Source organism: Streptomyces sp. NBC_00252, from assembly GCF_036187565.1.
GTDB lineage: Bacteria > Actinomycetota > Actinomycetes > Streptomycetales > Streptomycetaceae > Streptomyces.
This window is the reverse complement of record NZ_CP108087.1, coordinates 3,817,336-3,842,512: the sequence shown is the minus strand read 5'-3', so window position 1 is coordinate 3,842,512 and position 25,177 is coordinate 3,817,336. Positions and strand designations below refer to the sequence as shown.

At 72.1% G+C, this 25,177-nt stretch carries 19 protein-coding genes; 15 read left to right on the top strand and 4 right to left on the bottom strand.

The features are described 5' to 3' along the window. Positions 1 to 87: 87 nt before the first annotated feature. Entirely contained in the window at positions 88 to 2,841 is a 2,754-nt protein-coding gene (locus OHT77_RS16510) for a lysylphosphatidylglycerol synthase transmembrane domain-containing protein (RefSeq protein ID WP_328829236.1), read from the bottom strand. Between the two features lie 186 nt (positions 2,842 to 3,027). Here OHT77_RS16510 and OHT77_RS16505 point away from each other — a divergent pair, with 186 nt between their 5' ends. From OHT77_RS16505 to OHT77_RS16480, 6 genes are all read left to right on the top strand, one after another. Then, entirely contained in the window at positions 3,028 to 3,459 is a 432-nt protein-coding gene (locus tag OHT77_RS16505) for an MGMT family protein (protein WP_328829235.1), read from the top strand. Positions 3,460 to 3,716: 257 nt separating this feature from the next. Next, positions 3,717 to 7,187: an ATP-dependent helicase gene (locus OHT77_RS16500; protein WP_328829234.1), complete on the top strand. Its 3,471-nt coding sequence runs from the start codon at positions 3,717 to 3,719 to the stop codon at positions 7,185 to 7,187. Positions 7,188 to 7,287: 100 nt separating this feature from the next. Continuing rightward, positions 7,288 to 10,857: a UvrD-helicase domain-containing protein gene (locus OHT77_RS16495; RefSeq protein ID WP_328829233.1), complete on the top strand. Its 3,570-nt coding sequence runs from the start codon at positions 7,288 to 7,290 to the stop codon at positions 10,855 to 10,857. A gap of 10 nt (positions 10,858 to 10,867) precedes the next feature. After that, the gene (locus tag OHT77_RS16490; RefSeq protein WP_328829232.1) at positions 10,868 to 12,280 is read left to right on the top strand and encodes a dipeptidase; all 1,413 of its coding nucleotides are present in this window, start codon (positions 10,868 to 10,870) and stop codon (positions 12,278 to 12,280) included. Between the two features lie 153 nt (positions 12,281 to 12,433). Further along, positions 12,434 to 13,378, top strand: a complete 945-nt coding sequence (gene nudC / locus OHT77_RS16485; RefSeq protein WP_266772265.1) for an NAD(+) diphosphatase — start codon at positions 12,434 to 12,436, stop codon at positions 13,376 to 13,378. 16 nt (positions 13,379 to 13,394) lie between these two features. Further along, positions 13,395 to 14,024: a class I SAM-dependent methyltransferase gene (locus OHT77_RS16480; RefSeq protein WP_328829230.1), complete on the top strand. Its 630-nt coding sequence runs from the start codon at positions 13,395 to 13,397 to the stop codon at positions 14,022 to 14,024. A 41-nt stretch (positions 14,025 to 14,065) separates the two neighbouring features. On the opposite strand, the gene OHT77_RS16475 is transcribed toward OHT77_RS16480, so the two are convergent. Then, a complete protein-coding gene (locus OHT77_RS16475; protein ID WP_328829229.1) occupies positions 14,066 to 14,308 on the bottom strand; it encodes a mycoredoxin in 243 nt (80 codons plus the stop codon). 183 nt (positions 14,309 to 14,491) lie between these two features. Between OHT77_RS16475 and OHT77_RS16470 the strand changes: the two genes are divergently transcribed. The 5 genes from OHT77_RS16470 to OHT77_RS16450 all read left to right on the top strand — a co-directional run bounded on the left by OHT77_RS16470 (position 14,492) and on the right by OHT77_RS16450 (position 18,390). After that, positions 14,492 to 16,690 (top strand): ATP-dependent DNA helicase UvrD2, encoded by a 2,199-nt coding sequence (locus OHT77_RS16470; RefSeq protein ID WP_328829227.1) that lies wholly within the window; start codon positions 14,492 to 14,494, stop codon positions 16,688 to 16,690. 168 nt (positions 16,691 to 16,858) lie between these two features. Then, positions 16,859 to 17,182 carry a hypothetical protein gene (locus OHT77_RS16465; RefSeq protein WP_328829226.1) on the top strand — a complete coding sequence of 108 codons (324 nt, stop codon included), beginning with the start codon at positions 16,859 to 16,861 and terminating at the stop codon, positions 17,180 to 17,182. A 173-nt stretch (positions 17,183 to 17,355) separates the two neighbouring features. Further along, complete coding sequence (locus OHT77_RS16460) at positions 17,356 to 17,724, top strand: WhiB family transcriptional regulator (RefSeq protein WP_328829225.1); 369 nt, start codon at positions 17,356 to 17,358, stop codon at positions 17,722 to 17,724. Then, positions 17,721 to 18,047, top strand: coding sequence for a hypothetical protein (locus OHT77_RS16455; protein WP_266772329.1), 327 nt, complete (start codon positions 17,721 to 17,723; stop codon positions 18,045 to 18,047). Before OHT77_RS16460 ends, OHT77_RS16455 begins: the two co-directional genes overlap by 4 nt. Positions 18,048 to 18,180: 133 nt before the next feature. Further along, complete coding sequence (locus tag OHT77_RS16450; protein WP_328829224.1) at positions 18,181 to 18,390, top strand: hypothetical protein; 210 nt, start codon at positions 18,181 to 18,183, stop codon at positions 18,388 to 18,390. A 54-nt stretch (positions 18,391 to 18,444) separates the two neighbouring features. Here the strand turns inward: OHT77_RS16450 and OHT77_RS16445 are convergent, their stop codons facing one another. Then, positions 18,445 to 19,827 carry an ABC1 kinase family protein gene (locus OHT77_RS16445; protein ID WP_328829223.1) on the bottom strand — a complete coding sequence of 461 codons (1,383 nt, stop codon included), beginning with the start codon at positions 19,825 to 19,827 and terminating at the stop codon, positions 18,445 to 18,447. After that, positions 19,820 to 21,046, bottom strand: coding sequence for a TOMM precursor leader peptide-binding protein (locus tag OHT77_RS16440; RefSeq protein WP_328829222.1), 1,227 nt, complete (start codon positions 21,044 to 21,046; stop codon positions 19,820 to 19,822). The genes OHT77_RS16445 and OHT77_RS16440 overlap by 8 nt, the downstream gene beginning before the upstream one ends. 219 nt (positions 21,047 to 21,265) lie before the next feature. Here OHT77_RS16440 and OHT77_RS16435 point away from each other — a divergent pair, with 219 nt between their 5' ends. The 4 genes from OHT77_RS16435 (at position 21,266) to OHT77_RS16420 (ending at position 25,100) form a co-directional block, all read left to right on the top strand. Continuing rightward, positions 21,266 to 21,862 carry a M48 metallopeptidase family protein gene (locus OHT77_RS16435; RefSeq protein WP_266772337.1) on the top strand — a complete coding sequence of 199 codons (597 nt, stop codon included), beginning with the start codon at positions 21,266 to 21,268 and terminating at the stop codon, positions 21,860 to 21,862. A gap of 114 nt (positions 21,863 to 21,976) precedes the next feature. Continuing rightward, on the top strand, positions 21,977 to 23,635 hold the full coding sequence (locus tag OHT77_RS16430) for a TerD family protein (protein WP_328829221.1): 1,659 nt from the start codon (positions 21,977 to 21,979) through the stop codon (positions 23,633 to 23,635). A gap of 11 nt (positions 23,636 to 23,646) precedes the next feature. Beyond that, a complete protein-coding gene (locus tag OHT77_RS16425; RefSeq protein ID WP_328829219.1) occupies positions 23,647 to 24,327 on the top strand; it encodes an AIM24 family protein in 681 nt (226 codons plus the stop codon). 17 nt (positions 24,328 to 24,344) lie between these two features. Next, positions 24,345 to 25,100, top strand: coding sequence for an AIM24 family protein (locus tag OHT77_RS16420; RefSeq protein ID WP_266772342.1), 756 nt, complete (start codon positions 24,345 to 24,347; stop codon positions 25,098 to 25,100). The last annotated feature ends 77 nt before the right edge of the window (positions 25,101 to 25,177 follow it).

The window sequence follows — 25,177 nt, the reverse complement described above, 5'->3', positions numbered from 1 at the left end:
CTGGGGTCGTACGCGGTGGTGCGCTCGGGGCGCGGGCCGTACGAGGTACGCACGCGTGCGTGCACCCCGTGCGGACCCGAACGTGCTCTACAGAGCGCCCTTGCGGGACAGATGGTTGAAGAACAGCCAGCCCGGCAGCACCGGGATCCACAGCGTCAGCAGGCGGTAGAGCAGCACCGCCGGAGCGGCCACCTCCTTGGGGAGGCCGACGGCGATCAGACCCAGCGTCAGGCTCGCCTCGACGGCACCCACACCGCCCGGGGTCGGGGCCGCGGAACCGAGCGCGTTGCCCGCGAGGAAGACGACCGCGACGCTGGCCAGGCTGAGCGACGTCGAGTCGTCGCCGAAGGCCCGGATCGACGCGTCCAGGCACATCACGAAGCAGGCCGTCAGCAGGAGCATGCCGCCGATGCCGGTGACCAGCTTCTGCGGCCGCTGCAGCACGTCCAGCATGCGCGGGATGACACCGGCGAAGAGCGACCGCACGCGCGTGACGAGGAACTTCCGCAGGAACGGCACCGAGGTCACCACGAGCACGAGCACCGCCACCGTCAGCAGACCGGCGATGACCGTCCTCGACGGCGACAGCGACGGCGTCTTCTCGGTGCCGGTCAGATAGCCGAACGACAGCAGCATCAGGATGTGGCAGCCGAGACCGAACAGCTGTGACGCGCCGACACTCGCCACCGCGAGCCCGGGCCGCACCCCGGCCCGCTGCAGGAAGCGCGTGTTCAGGGCGACACCGCCGACCGCGGCCGGGGCCACGATCTTCACGAACGACCCGGCGACCTGCGCCCCCACGGCCCGCAGGAACGGCACCCGCTCCGGCACGAACCCCAGGAGGGCCATCGCCGCCGCGAAGTAGCTCAGCGCCGAGAACAGCACGGCCGCGGCCACCCAGCCCCACTGGGCGTTGGCGACGAGCGGACCGAACTCGATGTGCGTGAGCTGCGTCAGCAGGAAGTAGGCGCCGATCGCGCCCGCGATGACACTGATCAGCGTGCGTGGCCGCACCCGCTCCAGACGGGCGGGTTCGACGTGCGCCTGCGGCCTGATCAGCAGCACCTGGTGGCGGATCTGGGTGAGCAGATCCTCCTCGCGGGCCTCGTCCAACGCCTCGTCGATGGCTCGCTTCTCGGCCCGCTGCTCCGCGCGCACGGACTTCTTGTCGGGCTTCTCCAGTACGGGCGTCGAGCCCTCCGAGGCCTCCTCCGCGCGGGCCAGCCTGGTCTGCTGGGACGCCTCCAGGATCGCGTCCCGCTCGCGCTGGGCACGCTCCCTGGAGAGACGGCGCAGCGTCGCGCGCGTGGAGCGCGTCAACGCGATCGGCTGGAGCATCGGCAGACAGTCGGCCACGGCGTCGGGCCCGAGGACACCGACCGCCGAGGCGACCGCGCGCTCGGCGCCCACCCGTAGACCGATGGTCGTCACCAGCTGGGCGACGTCCATGCGCAGCAGCAGCTCACCGGCGGCGATCTCGCCGCCGCGCAGGTCCGTGAGAATCACCGTGCCGGAACGATCCACCAGAATCGCGTCACCGGCGAGCCTGCGGTGGGCGATGCGCCTCGACTGCAGGGCCTGCACCTGGTGCCAGGTCAGGCGCAGCAGATCGTCGGTGATCTCCTCGTCCGCGAGCGAGTCCAGCGTGCGCCCACCGGTGTGCTCGTAGACGAGCATCACGGCGTCCGGACCGAGTTCCGAGGTCGCGATCAGCTTGGGGGCGTTGGCCCCGGCCGCGATCGCCGCGTAGGCGAGCAGGGCCTCCTGCTCCAGCGCCTGGCGCAGCGACTGGAGGCTGCTGCGGGTCGCGAAGCCGCGCAGGGTCAGATTGCGCCACGCGCGGTAGAAGAAGCCCTGGGCCTGCTGTTCCCGGTCGACCACGGTGACGTCCAGCGGTGGACCGTCCTCCAGGGTCACGAAGTAGCGCCGGCCGCGGTCGCCGTTCTCCGTGTCGACGACCTCCTCGCGGGCCGCGCCCACGGGGTGGAAGCCGACCGTCCGCAGGCCCGCCATCAGCGTCCGCCCGGTGGGCCGCACGTTCGGGGAGCCGACCGCGTAGAGCGTCCCGTAGGCGACGGTCCAGCCGATGAGCACCGTGAGGATGATCGAGAACGGTGTGGTGTACCCGGTGACCAGCATCGAGAAGGCGTCGAGCAGCAGCACGATCCACAGCACGGAGCGCCAGCGCGGCCTCCGGGACATGCCTACGGCCGTCATGTACGCGATGACGGGCGCCAGATAGCCGTGCACCGGGTCGGTGAGGGCGTGGATGTCACCGGGGGAGGGCTGGGTGAGCGCCTCCTGGATGGAGCCCGGGGCGGCCTTGGCGACCCACAGGTCCGTGGCGAGCGTCACTCCGTGGGCGAGGACCGCCGCGAGGACGCCGTCGGCGATGCGCAGCCCGTCCCGCTTGATCAGCCGCTCGATCGCGAACGCGACCGGCACCAGCAGGATCGCGATGCTGGACGCGAGCCCCGCGATCTTGATCAGCAGGTCGGGCGCCTGCCCGGTGCCCTTGTTGATGTCCTGTTCGAGCCCCGAGGTCGTGCCGTGCGCGAACGCGGCGATCGCGAGCAGTACGACGATCGCGAGAAAGCCCACCAGGAGGCGCATGAGATCGGAAGGGCGGTGCACGCGCGCGGGGAGCAGCGGTTCGTCGCCCTCGACCTCCTCGACGTGCGGGTCGTCGCCGCAGTCGTCGAGGCCGGGCCCGGGGACGGGCGCGGGCGTCTCGGCGGGACCCTCCGAAGGGTCCTGCTCATGGGCGTCGGCGGTGTCCGGGCGCGACGCAGCGTCAGAGGTGCCCTCCGCGTCCTCGGGGTGCACACCCTGCTGCTTCATCGTCTCTTCTTGATCTCGTATCACCGGTCACCGCCCGCACGATGGTGGCATGCCCCACCGACACACGGGGGCATCAGGGTGCAAATGCGGGGGCGCACAGTCTGCCCCACGCGCCGCTTCGGGGCGAGGGATACGCACAGTCGCCAGCGCGTCGCATTGTCGGTGGGGTGCGGCAGGATGGGGCGGATGAGCGAGGAGAGCCTTCCGGACGACACCGGCACGGAGCACGGAGACATCCCTCCGGGGTACGACGACGGCCCCGAACGTGACAATGGCCACGCGCTGCCCGCATACGCGGAGCGCGTCCTGGACGTCGCCGAACGGATTCCGCCCGGGCACGTCATGACGTACGGGGACGTCGCCGAATGGCTGGAGGAGGGCGGGCCGCGCCAGGTCGGCCGTGTGATGGCCCTCTACGGAGGAGCCGTTCCGTGGTGGCGGGTCGTCCGCGCGGACGGCGCGCTGCTCCCCGGCCACGAACTGCGGGCGCTCGACCAGTACCGCGCGGAGGGCACCCCTCTGAAGGAGGCGAGCAGAGCCGCCGAGGGCCACCTGCCGCGCCTCGACATGAAACGGGCGCGATGGGACGGCGGCGAGCACGCGGACGGTCACACCTGACAGCTTCCGCCATCGGACGCGGCCCGGGGCGACCTGTGGCCCGTACGGGGGAAACCCGGCACGTCCGTGGCATGCCGTACGTTCGAGGGGCGAGGGACACCCGGGACGGGCGAGCCGTGAGGGAACGCGCGGAAGTCCTGCTTCCCGGCGACCCGTCGGCGTAGCGTCGGCTGCACCTGTCCCCCTCACCTCGCGGTCACCGCCCTCCACGCGCGGTGGTCAGGCAACCAGTACACCCACCAGGACCGGCGAACCACGTGAGCTCCTCTTCCTCCACCAGGCGCCTGTCGCACCCCCAGGTGCGACAGGGGAACCGTGGCGCTTACCGACTGGTGCGTACCCCGCCGACCCGGCCGGCTCCCCCTCGTCTGGACGCGCCACAGCGCTCGGTGGTTGACCACGGGACCGGCCCGCTGCTCGTCCTCGCAGGTCCGGGCACCGGCAAGACGACCACCCTGGTGGAGTCCGTCGCCGCACGGATCGCCCGGGGAGGTGACCCCGCGCGGATCCTCGTGCTGACGTTCAGCCGCAAGGCGGCCGTCGAACTCCGCGACCGCATGGCCCTGCGCATCGGCGCCGCCCGCGCGCCCCGGGCCACCACCTTCCACTCGTTCTGCTATGCCCTGGTCCGCGCCCACCAGGACAGCGACCTGTTCGTCGAGCCGCTACGGCTGCTCTCGGGCCCCGAACAGGATGTCGCCGTACGCGAACTGCTCGCGGGCCAGCCCGACCTGGAGCGGCTCGGCCTCGCCCATGTGCGCTGGCCCGACGAGCTGCGCGCCTGCCTCACCACCCGGGGCTTCGCCGACGAGGTCCGCGCGGTCCTCGCCCGCAGCCGCGAACTGGGCCTGGGCCCCGGCTCCCTGGACGCCTTCGCCCGCCGCATCGGCCGCCCCGACTGGCGTGCCGCCGCCGCGTTCCTGGCCGAGTACCTCGACGTACTCGACCTCCAAGGAGTGCTCGACTACGCCGAACTCGTGCACCGCGCCGTGCTCCTCGCGCGCCGCCCCGAGGTCGCCGAGAAGCTCGCCGCGCAGTACGACGCCGTGTTCGTCGACGAATACCAGGACACCGACCCCGCGCAGGTGCGGCTGCTGCACGCCCTCGCCGGCGGCGGCCGCACCCTCGTCGCCTTCGGCGACCCCGACCAGTCGATCTACACCTTCCGGGGCGCCGACGTGAACGGCATCCTGGAGTTCCCGAACGCCTTCCCGCGCGCGGACGGGCATCCGGCGCCCGTGGAGGTGCTCGGGACCTCCCGCCGCTCCGGCGCCGCCCTGCTGACCGCCACCCGCCTGCTCACCCAGCGCATGCCCCTGACCCGCCTCCCGGCCCAGAAGGTGCGCGCCCACCGCGAGCTGTCCCCGGTACGGGACGGCGGGCGCGTCGAGGTGTACACGTATCCGACGTCCGGCACGGAGCTGGACAACATCGCCGACATCCTCCGGAGGGCGCACCTGGAGGACGGCGTCCCCTGGAACGACATGGCCGTCCTGGTGCGCGCCGGCTCCCGGACCATCCCCACGATCCGCCGCGCCCTCACCGCGGCCGGTGTCCCCCTGGACATCGACGGCGACGACCTTCCCCTGCGCCACGAACCGGCGGTGGCCCCCCTGCTGACGGCACTGCGGGCGGTGGCGGCTGCGGAGGCTTCGGAGCGCCCCGAGGACGCCACCGAAGCCGTGGAAGCCGCAGGGGAGGCGGCCGTCGGGGTGGACGCCGTACTGGAAGCGGCCGACGAACAGGGCACCGCGGAAGCCGATGCCGAACAGGCCGAATCCGCAACCGAAGCCGACGCCCAGCAGGCCTCCCCGGAAGCCGCCTCCGAGGAGCCGGTCGCCCCCACCTGGCTCGACACCGAGACCGCCCTCACCCTGCTCGCCTCCCCCCTCGCCGCCATGGACGCCGCCGATCTACGGCGCCTGGGCCGCGCTCTGCGCGAGGAGGAGCGGGCCGGTGGCAATCCCGTGCCGCCGCCCTCGGACGAGCTGCTCACGCGGGCGCTGGCCGAGCCGGAGCGGCTGGTCGCGCACGACCCGACGTACGCGCGGGGAGCCCAGCGCCTGGGCGCGCTGCTGCGCAAGGCACGCGAGCGGCTGGCGGGCGGCGGGACGGCCGAGGAGGCGCTGTGGGACCTCTGGCAGGGCACACCGTGGCCCGGGCGCCTGGAGCGGGCCGCACTGCGCGGCGGCGCGGCCGGGCGCAACGCGGACCGCGACCTGGACGCCGTCTGCGCGCTGTTCGCGACCGCCGCCCGCGCGGAGGAGCGCACCGGGGGCCGGGGCGCCCTCAACTTCCTGGAGGAGATCGACGCCGAGGACATCGCCGCCGACACGCTCACCCGACGGGCCGTACGCCCCGACGCCGTACGCCTGATGACCGCGCACCGCTCCAAGGGCCTGGAGTGGAATCTGGTCGTCGTGGCGGGCGTCCAGGAGGGCCTGTGGCCGGACCTGCGCCGCCGCGGCTCCCTCCTGGAGGCCGACCGCATCGGCCGCGACGGACTCGCCGAACCACTCACCCCGGGGGCCCTGCTCGCCGAGGAACGCCGCCTGTTCTACGTCGCCGCCACACGCGCGCGTGAACGCCTCGTCGTCACCGCCGTGAAGGCCCCTGCGGACGACGGCGACCAGCCGTCCCGCTTCCTCACCGAACTCGGCGTCGAGCCCAAGGACGTCACCGGCCGCCCGCGCCGCCCGCTGTCGGTCGCCGCCCTGGTCGCCGAGTTGCGCGCCACGACCGTCGACCCGCGCGTGTCGGAGACCCTCAGGGAGGCCGCCGCGCGCAGGCTGGCCCGGCTGGCCGCGCTCGCCGACGAGGAGGGGCGCCCGCTGGTCCCCTCGGCGCACCCGTACCGCTGGTGGGGCATGTACGACCCCACCGAGAGCAAGGTGCCGCTGCGCGACCGCGACCAGCCCGTCGTGCTCTCCGGGAGCGCCCTCGACCAGCTCGCCAACACCTGTTCCCTGCAATGGTTCCTGGGCCGCGAGGTGAAGGCCGACGCGCCCGCGACCGCCGCCCAGGGCTTCGGGAACGTGGTGCACGTCCTGGCCGACGAGGTCGCCTCCGGACGCACCCCCGCCGATCTCGCCGTCCTCATGGAGCGCCTCGACACCGTCTGGAACGCGCTCGCCTTCGACGCGCCCTGGAAGTCGGCGCAGGAGAAGGACAACGCGCGCGTGGCGCTCGAACGCTTCCTGAAGTGGCACGTCGACTCCAACGGCGTCCGCACCGGCCGTACACCGGTCGCCAGCGAGCACGACTTCGACGTCACCCTCGGAGCGGGCGACTACGAAGTGCGCATCCGCGGCTCCATGGACCGCGTCGAGGCGGACGGCGAGGGACGCGCCTACGTGGTCGACTTCAAGACCGGCAAGCAGACGCCGACCGCCCGCGAGGTGGAGCGCCACCCCCAACTCGCCGTCTACCAGCTCGCGGTCCGCGAGGGCGCCGTCGACGAGGCCTTCGACGGAGTACGCCCCGAACCGGGCGGCGCCGAACTCGTCCAGCTGCGCCAGGGCGCCCCCCTGCGGGACGGCGGCGAGACCCTGCCCAAGGTGCAGGCCCAGGAGCCCCTGGAGGGGGAGTGGGCCGGTGAACTGCTGGCCACGGCCGCGGGCAAGGTCCTCGACGAACGGTTCACGCCCACGGCCGGACAGCACTGCGCGCACTGCGCGTTCCGGGCCTCGTGCAGCGCGCGGCCCGAGGGGCGACACGTCGTCGAGTAACTCGCGTGACGTATCGCACCACATGTGTTGACCTGCGCTTCTTCTGCCCCTGAGGGCGATTGGTCCTCGACTGTCAGTGGCCGCCGCTAGCCTTCCCGACATGCCCGCCCGTATCACCGATCCCGACCAGCTCAAGGAGCTCCTCGGCATCCCCTTCACCCCGGAGCAGACGGCCTGCATCGTCGCGCCGCCCGCCCCGCAGGTGATCGTGGCCGGAGCCGGGTCGGGCAAGACGACGGTGATGGCGGCCCGCGTGGTGTGGCTGGTCGGCACCGGCCAGGTCGCCCCCGAGCAGGTCCTCGGCCTGACCTTCACCAACAAGGCCGCCGGTGAACTCGCCGAGCGCGTCCGCAAGGCGCTCATCAAGGCGGGCGTCACCGACCCCGACGTCATCGACCCGGACAACCCCCCGGGCGAGCCCGTCATCTCGACCTACCACGCCTTCGCGGGCCGCCTCCTGACCGACCACGGCCTGCGCATCGGTCTCGAACCGACGGCCCGTCTGCTCGCCGACGCCACCCGCTTCCAGCTCGCCGCGCGCGTGCTGCGCGAGGCCCCCGGCCCCTACCCGGCCCTCACCCGCTCCTTCCCGGACCTGGTCAGCGACCTCCTGACCCTGGACGGCGAGCTGTCCGAACACCTCGTACGCCCCGAGGAGTTGCGCGCCCACGACGCCGGGCTGCTGCGTGACCTGGAGGGCCGCAAGCTCAGCAACGCCGAGCTGCGCAAGGTCCCCGAGGCGGCCGCCGCCCGGCGTGAACTGACCGAGCTGGTGAGCCGTTACCGGACCGCCAAGCGCGAGCGCGACCTGCTCGACTTCGGTGACCAGATCGCCCTCTCCGCGACCCTGGCCCGCACCCGCCCCGAGGTCGGCGAGATCCTGCGCGACGAGTTCCGGGTGGTGCTCCTCGACGAGTACCAGGACACCTCGGTGGCCCAACGCATCCTCCTGGCAGGCCTGTTCGGCGCCGGCACGGGCCACCCGGTGACCGCCGTCGGCGACCCCTGCCAGGCGATCTACGGCTGGCGCGGCGCGTCCGTCGCCAACCTCGACGACTTCCCGGAGCACTTCGCGCACCCCGACGGCCGCCTCGCCGCCCGCCAGTCGCTCAGCGAGAACCGCCGCAGCGGCGGCCGCCTCCTCGACCTCGCCAACAACCTCGCGGAGCCCCTGCGCGCCATGCACGCGGGCGTGGAGGCCCTCCGCCCGGCCCCCGGCGCCGAGCGCGACGGCATGGTCCGCTGCGCGCTGCTGCCCACCCACGCCGAGGAGATCGGCTGGCTCGCCGACTCCATCGCCCACCTCGTGAGGACCGGGACGGCGCCCGGCGAGGTCGCCGTCCTGTGCCGCACGGCCACCGACTTCGCCGAGATCCAGGGCGCCCTGGTGGCCCGCGACATCCCGGTCGAGGTGGTCGGCCTCTCCGGGCTGCTGCACCTCCCCGAGGTCGCCGACCTCGTCGCCGTCTGCGAAGTCCTCCAGGACCCCGGTGCCAACGCCTCCCTGGTCCGGCTGCTGACCGGCCCGCGCTGGCGCATCGGCCCGCGCGACCTCGCCCTCCTGGGCCGCCGCGCCCGCCTCCTGGTCGCGCACACGCGCGTGGGGGACGACGAGGACCCCGACCGCCGCCTCGCCGAAGCCGTCGAGGGGGTCGACCCCTCCGAGGTGATATCGCTCGCGGACGCCCTCGACACGTTCCTGGAGACGCCCCTCTACGGCGCCGACCGCACCGGGGACGACGACGGGCTGCCCTTCTCGCCGGACGCGCGCGTGCGCTTCGCCCACCTCGCCACCGAACTCCGCGACCTGCGCCGCTCCCTGTCCGACCCCCTGATGGACGTCCTGCACCGCATCCTCGCCGTCACCGGCCTGGAGGTCGAACTCGCGGCGTCCCCGCACGCGTTGGCCGCCCGCCGCCGCGAGACCCTGTCGAACTTCCTGGACGTCGCCGCCTCCTTCGCCGCGGGCGACGGTGAGGCGACCCTGCTCGCCTTCCTCGGCTTCCTGCGCACCGCCGCCCAGTACGAGAAGGGCCTCGACAACGCCCTGCCCGGCGGCGAGAACACCGTCAAGGTCCTCACCGCGCACAAGTCCAAGGGCCTGGAGTGGGACGTCGTGGCGGTCCCCGGTCTGGTCACCGGGACGTTCCCCAGCAGCCAGGGCCGCGAGAAATGGACCGCCCAGGGCAAGGTCCTGCCGCACGCGCTGCGCGGAGACACCGCCACCCTGCCCGACGTCGCGTCCTGGGACTCCAGAGGCCTGAAGGCCTTCCACGAGGCCATGAAGGACCACCAGCACACGGAGGAACTCCGCCTCGGCTACGTCACCTTCACCCGCCCCCGCTCCCTCCTCCTCGGCTCCGGCCACTGGTGGGGCCCTTCTCAGAAGAAGCCCCGCGGCCCCTCGGACTTCCTGACGGCCCTGTACGACCATTGCGCCGCCGGCTACGGCGAGATCGAGGCCTGGGCGGACGAACCCGAGGAGGGCGAGGAGAACCCCGCCCTGCACACGGCCACCGCAGACCAGGCCTGGCCGCTGCCCCTGGACGACACAGCGCTGGCTCACCGCCGCTCGGCGGCCCGGATGGTCCTGGATCACTTGGAGCACCTCGCCGCCCACGACGAGGACCACCCCGCGGCCGCCCACGACCCGAACACCGTTCCCGACGACCCGGACTGGCCCCCGCCACCCGAGGACGACGAGCGTCCTTATGAAGAGCCCCCTTTCGGGGAGCCTTCCTACGAGGAGTCCCTCCCCGAGACGCCAGCCGAAGAAGCTCTCCCGGAGGACGACCCCGCCGACTGGGACGCCTGGACCACGGACCGCCCGACCGTCCCGCACCAGGCGACGGCCCCGCACGCCGCCGATCACTCCAGTCCGCCGGGGGGCGCACGCCCGCACCCCGCCGATCCGCCCAGCACGCCCCTCACCCCCGAGGAAGCCCGCGCCATCGCCTCCTGGGACCGCGACCTCGACGCCCTCACCGGCGAACTGCTGCGCGCCCGCCGAGGCGTCACCGACGTACCCCTGCCGGCCTCCCTCACGGCCACCCAGCTGCTGCTCCTGGCCGCCGACCCGGACGCGCTCGCGCAGGAACTCGCCCGCCCACTGCCGCGCCCGCCCCAGCCCGCCGCACGCCGGGGCACCCGCTTCCACGCCTGGGTGGAGTCCCGCTTCGAAGAGCTGACCCTGCCCATGCTGGAGCCGGACGAACTGCCAGGCAGCGAGGCCGAGATCGCCGACGAACGCGACCTCGAGGAACTCAAGGACGCCTTCGAACGCACCGAGTACGCCCGGCGCACGCCCTACCGCGTGGAGACCCCCTTCCAGCTCGCGATCGCCGGCCGCGTCGTACGGGGCCGTATCGACGCCGTCTACAAGGAAGGCGACGGCGACGAGGCGACGTACGAGATCCTCGACTGGAAGACCAGCCGCACCCGCGCCGCCGACCCGCTCCAGCTCGCGATCTACCGCCTGGCCTGGGCGGAGCGGCAGGGCGTGCCCCTGGAGGCGGTCACGGCCGCGTTCCTGTACGTGCGCGGCGGCGAGGTCGTCCGGCCGGAGAACCTCCCGGACCGGGCCGCGCTGGAGCGGCTGCTGCTGGAGGAGCCGGGCGCGCAAGCAAACTGTGAGGAACCGCCCACCGAGGATGTCAGTGCGGGCCGATAGGCTCGTGACCATGAGCCACACCGTTGACAGTGCCGTCAGCGCGGTCCGCACGTACATCGAGCAGCACCGCGCAGCCTTCCTCGACGACCTCGCCGAGTGGCTGCGCATCCCGTCCGTGTCGGCGCAGCCCGACCACGCGCCCGACGTCCGGCGCAGCGCCGACTGGCTCGCCGCCACACTCCGCAGGACCGGCTTCCCGACCGTCGAGGTCTGGCCCACCCCGGGCGCCCCCGCCGTCTTCGCCGAGTGGCCCTCCGACGACCCCGAGGCACCCACGGTCCTCGTCTACGGCCATCACGACGTCCAGCCCGCCGCCCGCGAGGACGGCTGGGACAGCGAGCCCTTCGAGCCCGTCGTCCGCGAGAACCGCCTCTACGCGCGCGGTGCGGCCGACGACAAGGGCCAGGTGTTCTTCCACACACTCGGCGTCCGCGCCCACCTCGCCGCCACCGGCCGCACCGCCCCCGCCGTACACCTGAAGCTGCTCGTCGAGGGCGAGGAGGAGTCCGGCTCCCCGCACTTCCGCGCGCTCGTCGAGGAGCACGCCGACCGGCTCGCCGCCGACGCCGTGATCGTCTCCGACACCGGCATGTGGTCCGAGGACACCCCCACGGTGTGCACCGGCATGCGCGGCCTCGCCGAGTGCGAGATCCGGCTGCACGGCCCCGACCAGGACATCCACTCCGGCTCCTTCGGCGGCGCCGTACCCAACCCGGCGACCGCCGCGGCCCGCCTGGTGGCCGCCCTGCACGACGAGCACGCACGCGTGGCCGTCCCCGGCTTCTACGACGGCATCGTCGAACTCACCGACCAGGAGCGCGCACTCTTCGCCGAGCTGCCCTTCGACGAGAAGGAGTGGCTGCGCACCGCCAAGTCGCACGCCACCCACGGCGAGGCAGGACACACCACCCTGGAGCGCATCTGGGCCCGCCCCACCGCCGAGGTCAACGGCATCGGCGGGGGCTACCAAGGCCCCGGCAGCAAGACGATCATCCCGTCCTCCGCCATGGTGAAGCTCTCCTTCCGGCTGGTCGCGGGCCAGGACCCCGCCCACATCGAGCAGGTCGTCCGAGCCTGGGCCGCCCAGCAGGTCCCCGACGGGATCCGCCAGGAGATCACCTTCAGCCCGGCCACGCGCCCGTGCCTGACGCCCCTGGACCACCCGGCCCTGCGGTCCGTCGCCCGCGCCATGGGCCGCGCCTTCGAGAAACCGGTCCTCTTCACCAGAGAGGGCGGCTCCGGACCGGCCGCCGACCTCCAGGAAGTCCTCGGAGCACCCGTCCTCTTCCTGGGCATCTCCGTCCCCTCCGACGGCTGGCACGCCCCGAACGAGAAGGTCGAGCTCGACCTCCTCCTGAAAGGCGTCGAAACCACCGCCCACCTGTGGGGAGACCTCGCCGAAACCTGGCGCCACGCGCCCTGACGCCCCACGCGATCCGGAACGGCCGCACGCGCGGGGCACACTGGAAGACGCCCCGCGCACCCCGTCCCCGCCGGACCCGGTCGCCTCCCGCCGTACGTCCCGCTGAACCGCCCGCCGAAACAATCCGCATTGCCGGGGGAGTTGGAAGCACCCGTGACCACCTGGACCGACCACACAGCCGACCGACCCATCTCGCTCACCGCCCCGAGCGGCATCGACCGAGCCGCCCACCACCGGCTCGACGAGGCCTGGCTCGCCGCGGCGTGGAGCCACCCCACCACCCGCTGCTTCGTGGTCTCCGGCGGCCAGGCCCTCATCGACGAGACGCCCGACGGCAGCACCGAACTCGTCATGACCCCGTCCTTCGAGGCCCCCCTCACGGAGGCGCACCGCTACTTCCTGGGCACCGACGACGACGGCGTCAGCTACTTCGCCCTCCAGAAGGACGCGCTTCCCGGCCGTATCGACCAGTCGGCGCGGCCCGCGGGCCTGCGCGAGGCCGGCCTGCTGCTGTCGGCCCGGGACGCGGGCCTGATGGTGCACGCGGTCGCCCTGGAGAACTGGCAGCGCCTGCACCGCTTCTGCTCCCGCTGCGGCGAGCGCACGGTGATCGCCGCGGCCGGCCACATCCGACGCTGCCCCGCCTGCGGCGCCGAGCACTACCCGCGCACGGACCCCGCGGTGATCATGGCCGTCACCGACGAGGAGGACCGCATCCTGCTCGGCCGCCAGGTCCACTGGCCCGAGGGCCGCTTCTCGACGCTCGCCGGCTTCGTGGAGCCCGGCGAGTCCATCGAGCAGTCGGTGCGCCGCGAGGTCTTCGAGGAGGCCGGGATCACCGTCGGCCACGTCGAGTACGTCGCCAGCCAGCCCTGGCCCTTCCCGTCCAGCCTGATGCTGGGCTTCATGGCCCGCGCCACCTCGACCGACATCAACGTCGACGGCGACGAGATCCACGAGGCCCGCTGGTTCTCCCGCGAGGAACTGCGCGCCGCCTTCGAGTCCGAAGAGGTGCTCCCGCCGTACGGCATCTCGATCGCGGCCCGCCTGATCGAGCTCTGGTACGGCAAGCCGCTGCCCACGCGGACCTTCGTCTGAGGCGACCGGGGCGCCGATGACCGACCCCTACTGGAACCACAACGTCCACTACCACCCCGTGGTGGTAGACGCCGTGCCGGAGGGCTGCCGTACCGCCCTGGACGTCGGCTGCGGCGACGGCCTGCTCGCCCGCAAGCTGGCGGGCAGGGCCGGTTCGGTGACGGGCGTGGACCGTTCGCCCGAGATGATCCGGCTCGCCCGCGTGGACGTGCCGGAGAACGTCACCTTCGTGGAGGCCGATTACCTCGACGGCACCTCACTCGCCGACGGCACGTACGACTTCGTCAGCGCGGTCGCCGTCGTCCACCACACGGAGTTCGACAACGCCGTGGCACGGCTCGTGCGCCTGCTGGCCCCGGGCGGACGGCTCGTGATCGTCGGCCTGGCGTACAACAAGACGTTCCTGGACTGGATGATCAGCGGCTGCGGGCTGCCCGTCAGCCGGTTCCTGGCGCGACGGCACGGCGGGAAACTCGGCCCCGTCGGCATGCCCGTCGAGGACACGCTCATGAGCTGGGGAGAAGCCCGCGGGAGCGTCCGGAGACTGCTGCCCGGGGCGCGGTTCCGGCGACGGCTCCTGTGGCGCTACATCGCCGTGTGGGACAAGCCGGGCGCGTCGCGGGAACGCCAAGAGGGCGGCCCCTGACCACAGGGCCGCCCTCTTCGGAGTCGCGCGCGGAGCGTCGTTCAGGCGCCGATCTTCTGCTTGACCTGGGCCAGCGACGGGTTCGTGAGCGTCGAACCGTCCTCGAAAAGTACGGTCGGGACCGTCTGGTTCCCGCCATTCGCCTTCTCGACGAACGCCGCCGAAGCCGGGTCCTGCTCGATGTTGATCTCGGTGTACGCGATTCCCTCGCGGTCCATCTGGCCCTTCAGCCGACGGCAGTAACCGCACCACGTGGTGCTGTACATCGTCACAGTGCCCGACATTCTCTCGCGCTCCTCAACAACTCGGGGATGTGTCCTCGCAGTGAGGGGAACGTACGCGACACGGCCGCCATTCCCGCCAGGGGTGTGCCGCCGCACGTGACGCCTGCCGCATTAGTACGACTGCTGGGGCCTCCCTGTGGACAACCGACTCACCTGTCTCCGGCGACCTGGCAGCATGGCCGTGTGACAGCAGCAACGCACTCCTCCCTCTTCCCGCAGGTACCGGACTCGGCCGACGCGGTGCTCGAAGGGCTCGACCCCGAGCAGCGCGAGGTGGCCACCGCCCTGCGCGGCCCGGTGTGCGTGCTGGCGGGCGCCGGCACGGGCAAGACACGGGCGATCACCCACCGCATCGCCTACGGAGTGCGCGCCGGGGTCCTGCAGTCCTCCAGCGTGCTGGCCGTCACCTTCACCAACCGCGCCGCCGGCGAGATGCGCGGCCGACTCCGGCAGCTCGGCGCCACCGGAGTCCAGGCGCGCACGTTCCACTCGGCCGCGCTGCGTCAGCTCCAGTACTTCTGGCCGAAAGCGATCGGGGGCAGCATGCCCCGGCTCGTCGACCGCAAGATCCAGCTCGTCGCCGACGCGGCCGCCGCCTGCCGCATCCGCCTCGACCGAGGTGAACTGCGGGACGTCACCGCGGAGATCGAGTGGTCCAAGGTCACCCAGACCGTGCCCTCGGACTACGCGGCGGCGGCGGCCAAGGCGGGCCGTGACGTCCCCCGCGCCCCCGCCGAGATCGCCCAGCTCTACGCCACCTACGAGGACGTCAAGCGCGACCGCGCGGTCATCGACTTCGAGGACGTCCTGCTGCTCACCGTCGCCGTCCTCCAGGACCGGCACGACATCGCCGAACAGGTCCGCTCGCAGTACCAGCACTTCGTGGTCGACGAGTACCAGGACGTCAGCCCCCTCCAGCAGCGCCTCCTGGAGCTGTGGCTGGGCGAGCGCGACAGCCTGTGCGTCGTCGGCGACGCCAGCCAGACGATCTACTCCTTCACCGGAGCGACCCCGGACCACCTGCTCGACTTCCGCATCCGCCACCCCGGCGCCACCGTCGTCAAGCTGGTCCGCGACTACCGCTCCACACCCCAGGTCGTCCATCTCGCCAACGGCCTGCTCTCCCAGGCCCGCGGCCGTGCCGCCGACCACCGCCTGGAGCTGATCTCCCAGCGCGCCGCGGGACCCGAGCCGGTCTACGCCGAGTACACCGACGAGCCCGCCGAGGCCGAGGGCGCAGCCCGCCGCATCCGCGAGCTCATGGACGCGGGCGTTCCCGCGAGCGAGATCGCGATCCTCGTCCGGACGAACTCCCAGTCCGAGACCTACGAACAGGCCCTCGCCGACGCCGGGGTCCCCTATCAGCTGCGCGGTGCGGAGCGGTTCTTCGACCGCCCCGAGGTGCGCAAGGCCGGCATCGCCCTGCGCGGCGCAGCCCGCTTCGGGGGCAACGACTCGCTCCTGGACGACGTCATCGACCTGCCCTCCCAGGTCCGTGCCGTCCTCTCCGGCGAGGGGTGGACCACCGAGCCCCCGGCCGGCTCCGGCGCCGTCAGGGAGCGCTGGGAGTCGTTGGCCGCGCTGGTCAACCTGGCCCAGGACTTCGCCGCCGCCAAACCCGGAGCCACCCTCGCCGACCTGGTGGCCGAACTCGACGAGCGGGCCAACGCCCAGCACGCCCCGACCGTCCAGGGCGTCACCCTCGCCTCCCTGCACTCGGCCAAGGGCCTGGAGTGGGACGTCGTCTTCCTGGTCGGCGTCGCCGAGGGCATGATGCCGATCACCTACGCGAAGACCGACGAGCAGATCGAGGAGGAGCGCCGTCTCCTCTACGTCGGCGTCACCCGCGCCAGAGAGCGGCTCCACGTCTCCTGGGCCCTGTCCCGCTCACCGGGCAGCCGCCCCAGCCGCCGCCCCAGCCGCTTCCTGAACGGCCTGCGCCCCGGCTCCACCGGCGGTGCGGCCAGACCCGGCACGGTCGCCCCCGGAGGCATCGAGCGCGGCTTCACGGGCAGCGGCCCCAAAGCCGTCCCGCGGCGGACCCAGCGCACCGTCGCCCGCTGCCGGGTCTGCGGCCGCACGCTCACCGAGGCCGGTGAGATGAAGTTGATGCGCTGCGAGGACTGCCCTTCGGACATGGACGAGGGCCTCTACGAGCGGTTGCGCGAGTGGCGGGAGGTCCAGGCGCAGCGCAGCGGTCAGCCGGCGTTCTGCGTCTTCACCGACAAGACGCTGATGGCGATCGCCGAGACGGTCCCCGACGAGGAGGGCGAACTCGCGAGGATCCCCGGCGTCGGCGTGCGCAAGCTCAACCGCTACGGGGCCGATGTCCTGGCCATCTGCGGCGGTCAGGAGCCTGCGGAGGGTGTCGCGGAGGACTGATTCAAACTCGTCGAAAAAATAGTTTGCGCATGCCCCAGCAATCCCCATAGGTTCTTAGACACGGGAACAGGGGGCCTTCTCGAAGGCCCTGATCCCGTGTTGTACTTGCATATCCGAAGGGCCGGGCTCATCCCCGGTCCCCCGAGACGCCGAGAGGAGGCGATTCCAGTGATCAGCATCAACACCAGCTCCAGCAGCACCGTGAAAATGACCGATCCCTCGGTCGTCTCCCTGTGCATGCTCGGCGTTTCGAACCTGGGCACCGGTCTGTCCGGCATTTCCGCCGTCCGTCCGGCGTCCGCACTGTCTCTCGCGGTCCTTCCCGTCCGTGAGCGCAATGAGCGACCGACCAAGGCACTGGAAGCAGTAGCGGCACAGGCACAGGCGCAGGCCTATGCCTTTGCGGCCGGTGCCGGAGGCCGGAAGCAGACGACGCAGCACCACCAGATGTGGGCCTTCCGTGGGCCAGAACCCTGGAGTGATCCAGCCTGATCGATCAGGCCGGCGCCTTCAGGGCCGCGGAACCCCATCCGGGATCCGCGGCCCTTCTGTTTTCCCCGAACGGGGACGACGGAGCGAAGGGGCCTCGGGACAAGAAAAGAACCCGGTACCAAGCCGACACCCCGCCCAACAGGGCCGGACCGACCAGACGAGGAAGAACAACCGTGCAACTCGAAGCGCACGCCCCGTCCGTACCGCCTTCCGAAACGATCACCCCGCCCGGCCTCACGGAGGACTCCACCTTGACTCCGCTCACTGCGCTCACCGCGCTCGACGACGCCATCGAGAGCCTCGGCGTACCCGTCCCCTGCCGTTCCTACGACCCGGAGGTCTTCTTCGCCGAGTCGCCGGCCGATGTCGAGTACGCCAAGTCCCTCTGCCGCACCTGCCCGCTGATCGAGGCCTGCCTCGCCGGTGCCAAGGAGCGGCGTGAGCCCTGGGGTGTCTGGGGTGGCGAGCTGTTCGTCCAGGGTGTCGTCGTGGCCCGCAAGCGGCCGCGTGGCCGTCCGCGCAAGAACCCGGTCACGGCATGAACATCTTCGGAACGATCGACCGCCCCCTCACGCACGACCCCAAGAAGCAGGCCCCGATGAAGCCGTCCACTCCCAGCGAGCCCGCGGGCTCCGCGATCCCAGACTTCACCACCCCGGGTGCGACCGAGTCGCGCCAGAACAGGACCCGAGAGATGCAACTCATCCCAGAAGCCCTGGCTCGTGCGCATATGCACGAGCGCCTGCAGGACGCCGAGCGGGAACGCCGGGCCGTGCGCCTGGCGACCGCTCGCCGGATGCAGCGCAGGGCCGAGCGTGCCTCGATGCGCGCCCGCCGTGCGCTCGCCATGGCCGTCATGCAGTAATCGCTCACACCTGAAGCGGTGGCCTCCCGACCCCGGGAGGCGAAAGCTCCCCGCGGGGCCGGTCCGTCCGAACGGACCGGCCCCGCAGTGCGTTCAGGCCGCCGATCCCCGGGTACGGCGATATCGTCGCCGGATGACCAGCCGTGCCGGAGACAGTGACCCCAGCGACTCCACCGCGGAGCCCCAGCCCCTCGAGTGCGCCCGCTGCGGCACCCGGTCCGAGGATCCACAGCCCACCTGGACCTGCTCCATGGAGCACGGAACCCGGCACTACCTCTGCGACACCTGCGCCAGGGAGAACCTCAGGGCGATCGAGGGACGGCTCGACCCGGCCTGGTGGTAGCGCCGCGCGCAACCCGGCTGCCCGTACATCGGCCGCCCACCACCGGCTCCCCGCTCACGCCTCCGCCGCAGGGTCCTCCTCGTCCAGGAACTCCTCGTACTCGCCCTCCGGTACGAACCCCGGCAGCCACTCCTCCAGCTCCTCGCGCAGCCGCACCGTCGCACCCAGCTGGCACAGCACGCCGATTGTGCTCAATGTCACCCGGTGTATCAGGAGATACGCCGGCGGCAGGTTCAGCTGCTTGCCCAGTTGGTGGGCGGGGGAGCGGGGATCGGCGATGCGGGCGGCCTGGCTGCGCATCCAGCTGCGGGTGAAGGTGAACTCGTCGACCTGGGCCGGCTCGATGATCGGCACGAGGTAGTCGAGGACGGCGTCGGGGTCCAGCTCTATCGACTCCTTGACGAAGCCCTCCGTGCGCAGCAGTTCGTAGACCGCTTCGGCGTCGCCGTCGAGCGTCATGCGCAGGGAGTCGCCGATGGGCGTCGGCAGGCCGCCGGGGAGGCGGTCGACCGTGCCGAAGTCCAGGACGCCCAGTCGCCAGTCGCCCTTGCCGTCCGGGTCGGCGGGCAGCAGCCGGAAGTTGCCCGGGTGCGGGTCCGCGTGGAGGAGGCCGGTGCGGGCCGGGCCGGAGAAGAGGAAGCGGGCCAGGAGCTGGCCTGCCCGGTCGCGCTGCTCCTGGGTGCCGTCGGCGATCACCTCCGACAGCGGGATCCCGTCGATCCACTCCGTGACCAGGACCTGGTCGCACTGGTGGACCACGGCGGGCACCACGACATCCGGGTCGCCCTCGAACTCCTCCGCGTGCACCTGCTGGGCCTGCGCCTCCAGGGCGTAGTCCAGCTCCTCGGAGACCCGGTCGCGGAGCTCGGCGATGAGGGGCTTGATGTCCATCCCGGGGATGAGCGGGCCCAACAGGCGGGCGAAACGGCTCAGTTGGGTCAGGTCGGACAGGAGGGCCTCGCCGGCGCCCGGGTACTGCACCTTGACCGCGACCTCGCGGCCGTCGTGCCACACCGCCCGGTGCACCTGTCCGATCGACGCGGCGGCCGAGGGTTTCTCCTCGAACTCCTGGAACAGCTCGCGCCAGTCCGCACCGAGCCGCTCCTCCAGCACACCGTGCACGGTGCGCGTCGGCATCGGTGGCGCGGCCTCCTGGAGCTTGGTCAGCGCGGCGCGGTAGGGGCCGGCGACCTCTTCGGGCAGCGCCGATTCGAAGACGGACAGTGCCTGCCCGAACTTCATCGCACCGCCCTTGAGCTCGCCGAGCACCTTGAACAGCTGGTCCGCGGTGCGCTGCTGCAGCTCGCGGCCGACGATGTCCGCGGACTCGCCCACGATCCGTTTGCCGAGCCCCCACGTCGCTCTCCCGGCGAAGCCGAGCGGGAGCGCGGCAAGCTTGGCGGTGCGGGTGACCGCCTTGCGGGGAAGATCAGACATGCGCCCTCCAAGTCCCGGCCGGCCGGGCCGAGTCTGCCTTACGGCGCACATCCCTCGACGGCCGGTCCTCTGCCATTGTCGCGTGTCGATCCTCGTCCGTAGAGGTGTGTCCCTCCTTACCTTTCTCCGGGTCCTTCTCCGAGGCTCCGCAGGGGCAGCCGGAATGCGCCCAGACCGGTCGCGCGTGCCAGTGCAGAGCGGGTAGTGAGACCTCCCAGCGCGCGCCCGTGCTCGACGGCGACTGTCCGTCCAGGAAGGCGAGCGCGTGCGAGGCCGCCAGCCCGGCGACGGTCGTGGCCAGCGTCAGATCGCAGGGCCGCACCTGGGGCTGCCTGCCGGAGCGCCACTGCGCGACCAGCCGGGGCCAGGTCGGATCCCGGTCGGTGCGCGCGTGGTGCAGGCATTCCGCGCAGGACGTCTCGCCGGGCAGGACCAGGGGGCCCACGACCCCGGTGCCCTCCACGACACCCGCGTACAGATGAGGCGTCCCCGAGGCGATCAGGTCGGTGGCGGCGGCCGGGTCCGGCGCGTACACGGCGACATCGTCGCGTGGAGCCAGGATCACCAGGGAGAAACCGGGGTCGCCCTCCTCCGACGCGGCCCGCGAGGTCTGGCGCGGCGGGCGGTCCGGTGCGGCCCGGCGCACCGCGCGGCGGGCCGCCTCGTCCCTGCGCTCGCCGACCGCCTCGGCGGGCAGCCCGCCCGGAGCGACGTCCCAGGGTTCGGTGACGCCTCCGTCACGTACAGCAATCTCGCCGACCCCCGCGCCCGACAGCAGCGCGGCGATCACCGCGCCCACCCGGCCCGCGCCCCGCACCTGCACCCGCAGCGCGCGACGCGCCGCCAGACGGCCCAGCGCCGCGCCCGGCTCGCCGGTGTTCAGGGAGAGCGACGCGAGGTCCGGGCGCAGCCGGTCGAGGACGTCCTTCTTCGCGCGGAGGGCGTCGGCCGCGGGGCCGCCGCCGGTCGCGTCGTCGAGCAGACCCGCCCGTGTCAGGCCCTCCACGAGCCGGTCGACATGGCCCTCGGGCAGATCCATCCGGTGCCCCTCCTCGCGCAGAAGGGGCAGTCCACGGGTGCCGTTGAGCAGGTCCAGGAAGCTGCCCGTGGCCGTGTCCATCGGGCCCAGCGTCATCGCGTGCGCCGGTGTCATCCCGAACTGCACGGTGTTGAGGTCGCGCCAGCCGCGCCGCAGCGCGGGCTTCACCATCGGATGCATGACAGGCCCCCGTAGCCCTAGGAAGTACGTCCCGTGTGGCCGGTGGAACGGGTCGGTGCTCCGCCGGTCATGCCAGCGTGCACGGTCCCGCCGACGGGTGCCGAAAGTTGTCCACAGGCTGTGGGGATTCGTCGTACGAATCAAACGCTTGGTGGGGTATCGACACCGAACCGTCCCGGGGGCGGGACTTCCCGCGTGTGCAGAGGGTAACGTCGTGCCGTGCCCGCCGACCCACTGCACAGCGCCGGAAAACCACAGCGCAGTACGACGAGCCTGCCGCCAGGCGGCCCGGGGGCGAGCGCGATCGAGGTCCGCAGGAGCGCGCGCAGGCGCAGAACCGTCTCCGCGTACCGCGAGGGCGATCGCACCGTCGTGCTCATCCCCGCCCGCATGTCCGAGGCGGAGGAGAAGCGCTGGGTCACCGTCATGCTCGACAAGCTGGCCGCCCAGGAAAGCAAACGCGTGCTCGGTGACGCGGAGCTGGCCGAGCGCGCCGAGCGGCTGTCCGCCCAGTACTTCGACGGCCGCGCCCGGCCCACGTCGGTGCGCTGGGTCACCAACCAGAACACGCGCTGGGGTTCCTGCACGCCCTCCGAGGGCAGCATCCGCCTCTCGCACCGGCTGCAGGGCATGCCCGAGTACGTCGTCGACTACGTACTGCTGCACGAGCTGGCGCATCTCCTGGTGCCCGGCCACGGGCCGCGGTTCTGGCGGCTCCTGGAGGCGTATCCGCGCACCGAGCGGGCCAAGGGCTATCTCGAGGGCGTGGTCGCGGCCGAGCGGCTGCCCCATCCGCCGGGCGCCCGCGACGAATGACATCCCCTTGTGGGGGATTGTGTACCGGGTCTGTACCGACATCCTCCGGTGTCCGAGATTGCCGTTAGCCTGACGCGACGCACTCGCATTCGGGATGGGGGACGGTCGTTACGCATGGCCAGGGAATTCCAACGCGGCCACAAGGCCAAGATCAGTGACCTCACCGCGGGCACCGATCTGTACGTAGGTGTGCAGATCACCGGCCCCGGACTGACGTTCGACATCAGCTGCTTCGGCCTCGACGCCGAGGAACGGCTCTCGGACGACCGGTACTTCGTGTTCTTCAACCAGCCGAAGTCCCCCGAGGAGTCCATCCAGCTCCTGGGTGCCCAGGCGGGCGACTCGGAGTCCTTCCGCGTCACGCTCGACAAGATCCCGCCGCAGATCCACAAGCTGGCCTTCACGGCGACGCTCGACGGCGCCGGGCAGATGTCGCAGATCGCCCCCGGGTACGTCCGGATCGTCGCGGGCGGCGAGGAGGTGGCCCGCTACTCCTTCAACGGTTCGGAGTTCACCACCGAGCGTGCCGTGATGCTGGGCGACTTCTACCTGAAGGACGTCTGGCGGTTCGCGGCCGTCGGCCAGGGCTTCGACGGCGGCCTCGAAGCGCTGCTGAAGAACTTCGGCGGCGAGGTCATGGAGGAGGAGGCGCCCGCCGCGCAACAGCCGCAGTCCGGCGCCGCCCCGGGCTTCGCCCCGCCGCCGCAGGGTGCCGCGCCGCCCGCGTTCGGTGCCCCGTCCGCCCCGGCACCCGCACCCGCGCCTGCCCCGCAGCCCGCGGCGCAGGGCTTCGTGCCCCCGCCGGCCCCGGCGCCCGCGCCCTCCGTCCACGGCGCGCCGACGATCATCGCGCCGATGACCCCGCCGGGCGGCGCCCCCGTGCCGCCCCCGGCCCCCGCTCCCGCGCCCTACGGCCAGCCTCCGCAGCCGTACGGCCAGCAGCTCCCGGGTCAGACCGCGCCCCTGCCGCCCGGCTACGGACAGGCACCGCCGCCTCCGCCCGGCTACGGCCAGCCGCCCGCGCCTCCCGGCTACGGGCAGCAACAGCCTCCCTTCGGGCAGGTCCCCGGCCAGGCCGCCGGCTACGGAGTGCCCCAGGGATCTCCCCAGGGCGCCGGTGTGTCGGCCGCGCTGGAGAAGTTCAAGGAGACGCCCACCGGGCAGCGCTGGACGCAGCAGAACAAGAAGCTGATCCGCGTCGACCTCGGCATCGGTGGCCAGCCCGTGCTGGCCCGCCAGGGCAGCATGGTGCTCTACCAGGGCAAGGTCGACTTCGGGTACAAGGGCGCCGGGTTCGCCGGACGGCTCGTCGGCAACGCGACCGGCCAGGAGATGCAGCTGATGCGCTGCACCGGCCAGGGCCAGGTGTTCCTCGCCGAAAACTCCACCCATCTGCACCCCGTCGAGCTCCAGGGGGACGCGATCTGCGTCTCCGCGGAGAACGTCCTCGCCTTCGACGAGAGCCTCCAGTACGAGGTCAGACGCATCGAGGGACACGGCATCCCCGGGGGCGCGCTGTTCACGATGCAGTTCCAGGGGACGGGCACCATCGTCGTCAAGACGCACGGCTCGCCCGTGGTGCTGCCCGTCACGCCGACCACGTTCGCCGACTGCAACGCGGTCGTCGCCTGGTCCGCTGCCGCCCAGGTGATCGTCTCCAGCCAGGTCCGGATGCGCCGCAACGCCTATCCGGGCGACACCGGGGAGAGCGTCAACCTGCAGTTCCGGGCCGCCCCCGGCAACTTCATCGTCGTCCAGCCGTACGAGGTCTGAGGGAGCCCGTCATGAACCAGCCGCTCGCGGGCTACGCCCCCGCACCCGTCTCCGCCCGCATGGAGAACCACGGCAACAACATGCTGAAGGTCGCCATGCAGACCGGAAGCGACCTCTTCGCGCGCGTGGGCTCGATGATCGCCTACGAGGGCTTCATCCAGTACGAGCCCAACCCGCCCGCCGTGCGCCAGATCGCGCGCGACTGGATGACCGGGGAGGGCGCGCCCCTGATGAAGTGCTCCGGTGACGGACTGCTCTACCTCGCCGACTACGGCGCGGACGTCGTCGTGATCAACCTCAACGGCGACGGCATCTCCGTCAACGCCACCAACCTGCTCGCCTTCGACGCCCACCTCACGTGGGGCGTGGAGCGGGTCAAGGGGCTCGCGAAGTTCGCCGGCCAGGGCCTGTGGAACACGAAGATCAGCGGCCAGGGGTGGGTCGCGCTGACCTCCCGCGGCAAGCCGATCGTCGTCGACTGCGGCGGTGGCGAGGACGAGACCTACGTCGACCCGGACGCGCTCGTCGCCTGGTCCCCGAACCTCAAGGTGAAGGGCAAGCGCAGCTTCAAGGCGCAGTCGCTGATCGGCCGCGGCAGCGGCGAGGCCTACCAGATGGCCTTCTCCGGGACGGGCATCGTCGTCGTCCAGCCCAGCGAGGACAGCACCGACCGTCTCCGGTTCCGGGGCTGAGGGGGGAACACGACACCATGCAGAGCCCGCTTTTCGCGTTCAACGACTCGCAGTCCCAGGACCGCTACAGCCTCCAGAACAAGCAGATGCTGCGCGTCGTCCTGGAGGGCCACGACGACATCCTCGCCCGCAAGGGCACGATGGTCGCCTACCAGGGGCTCGTCGAGTTCGACGCCGAGTACCAGAACACCCAGCAGGCCTACGCCCGCGCGGCCACCGGCGAGGGCCTCAGCCTCATGCGCTGCCACGGGCAGGGCACCGTCTTCCTCGCCAACCTCGCCCAGCACATCCACGTGGTGGACGTGGAGCAGGACGGCCTGACCGTCGACAGCAGCTACGTCCTCGCCATGGACTCCTCGCTGCACCACGAGGTCATCGCCGTGGACAGCCAGTACGGCATCTCCGGCTCCGGGAAGTACCAGCTCAACATCACCGGCCGCGGCAAGGTCGCCCTGATGACCTCGGGCGCGCCCCTGATGATGCAGGTCACGCCCGACAAGTACGTCAACTGCGACGCCGACGCCATCGTCGCCTGGTCCACCGGACTGCGGGTCCAGATGCAGGCCCAGACGCACTCCTCCGGGGTGTGGCGGCGCCGCGGCAACACCGGTGAGGGCTGGGAGCTGAGCTTCATGGGCAGCGGTTACGCGCTCGTCCAGCCCAGCGAACTGCTGCCCCCGCAGAACGCCGCGATCGGCCAGGGCGTCGCCGCCCAGTTCGGCATGGGCCAGCACGGCGCGCACGCGCAGAACCAGGGCAACGCCTGGAGCTGAGCGTCCGGGAAACAGCCGAGCGCGTCCGGAAAACAAACGTAAGGGGCGCCCGCCATTGCGGGCGCCCCTTACACGTG

What these genes read in the sequence shown, in the direction of transcription:
- OHT77_RS16510 (WP_328829236.1), bottom strand. Translation starts at nt 2,841, where the DNA reads ATGAAGCAGCAGGGTGTGCACCCCGAGGACGCGGAGGGCACCTCTGAC.
- OHT77_RS16505 (WP_328829235.1), top strand. Translation starts at nt 3,028, where the DNA reads ATGAGCGAGGAGAGCCTTCCGGACGACACCGGCACGGAGCACGGAGAC.
- OHT77_RS16495 (WP_328829233.1), top strand. Translation starts at nt 7,288, where the DNA reads ATGCCCGCCCGTATCACCGATCCCGACCAGCTCAAGGAGCTCCTCGGC.
- OHT77_RS16490 (WP_328829232.1), top strand. Translation starts at nt 10,868, where the DNA reads ATGAGCCACACCGTTGACAGTGCCGTCAGCGCGGTCCGCACGTACATC.
- OHT77_RS16480 (WP_328829230.1), top strand. Translation starts at nt 13,395, where the DNA reads ATGACCGACCCCTACTGGAACCACAACGTCCACTACCACCCCGTGGTG.
- OHT77_RS16475 (WP_328829229.1), bottom strand. Translation starts at nt 14,308, where the DNA reads ATGTCGGGCACTGTGACGATGTACAGCACCACGTGGTGCGGTTACTGC.
- OHT77_RS16455 (WP_266772329.1), top strand. Translation starts at nt 17,721, where the DNA reads ATGAACATCTTCGGAACGATCGACCGCCCCCTCACGCACGACCCCAAG.
- OHT77_RS16450 (WP_328829224.1), top strand. Translation starts at nt 18,181, where the DNA reads ATGACCAGCCGTGCCGGAGACAGTGACCCCAGCGACTCCACCGCGGAG.
- OHT77_RS16445 (WP_328829223.1), bottom strand. Translation starts at nt 19,827, where the DNA reads ATGTCTGATCTTCCCCGCAAGGCGGTCACCCGCACCGCCAAGCTTGCC.
- OHT77_RS16440 (WP_328829222.1), bottom strand. Translation starts at nt 21,046, where the DNA reads ATGCATCCGATGGTGAAGCCCGCGCTGCGGCGCGGCTGGCGCGACCTC.
- OHT77_RS16430 (WP_328829221.1), top strand. Translation starts at nt 21,977, where the DNA reads ATGGCCAGGGAATTCCAACGCGGCCACAAGGCCAAGATCAGTGACCTC.
- OHT77_RS16425 (WP_328829219.1), top strand. Translation starts at nt 23,647, where the DNA reads ATGAACCAGCCGCTCGCGGGCTACGCCCCCGCACCCGTCTCCGCCCGC.
- OHT77_RS16420 (WP_266772342.1), top strand. Translation starts at nt 24,345, where the DNA reads ATGCAGAGCCCGCTTTTCGCGTTCAACGACTCGCAGTCCCAGGACCGC.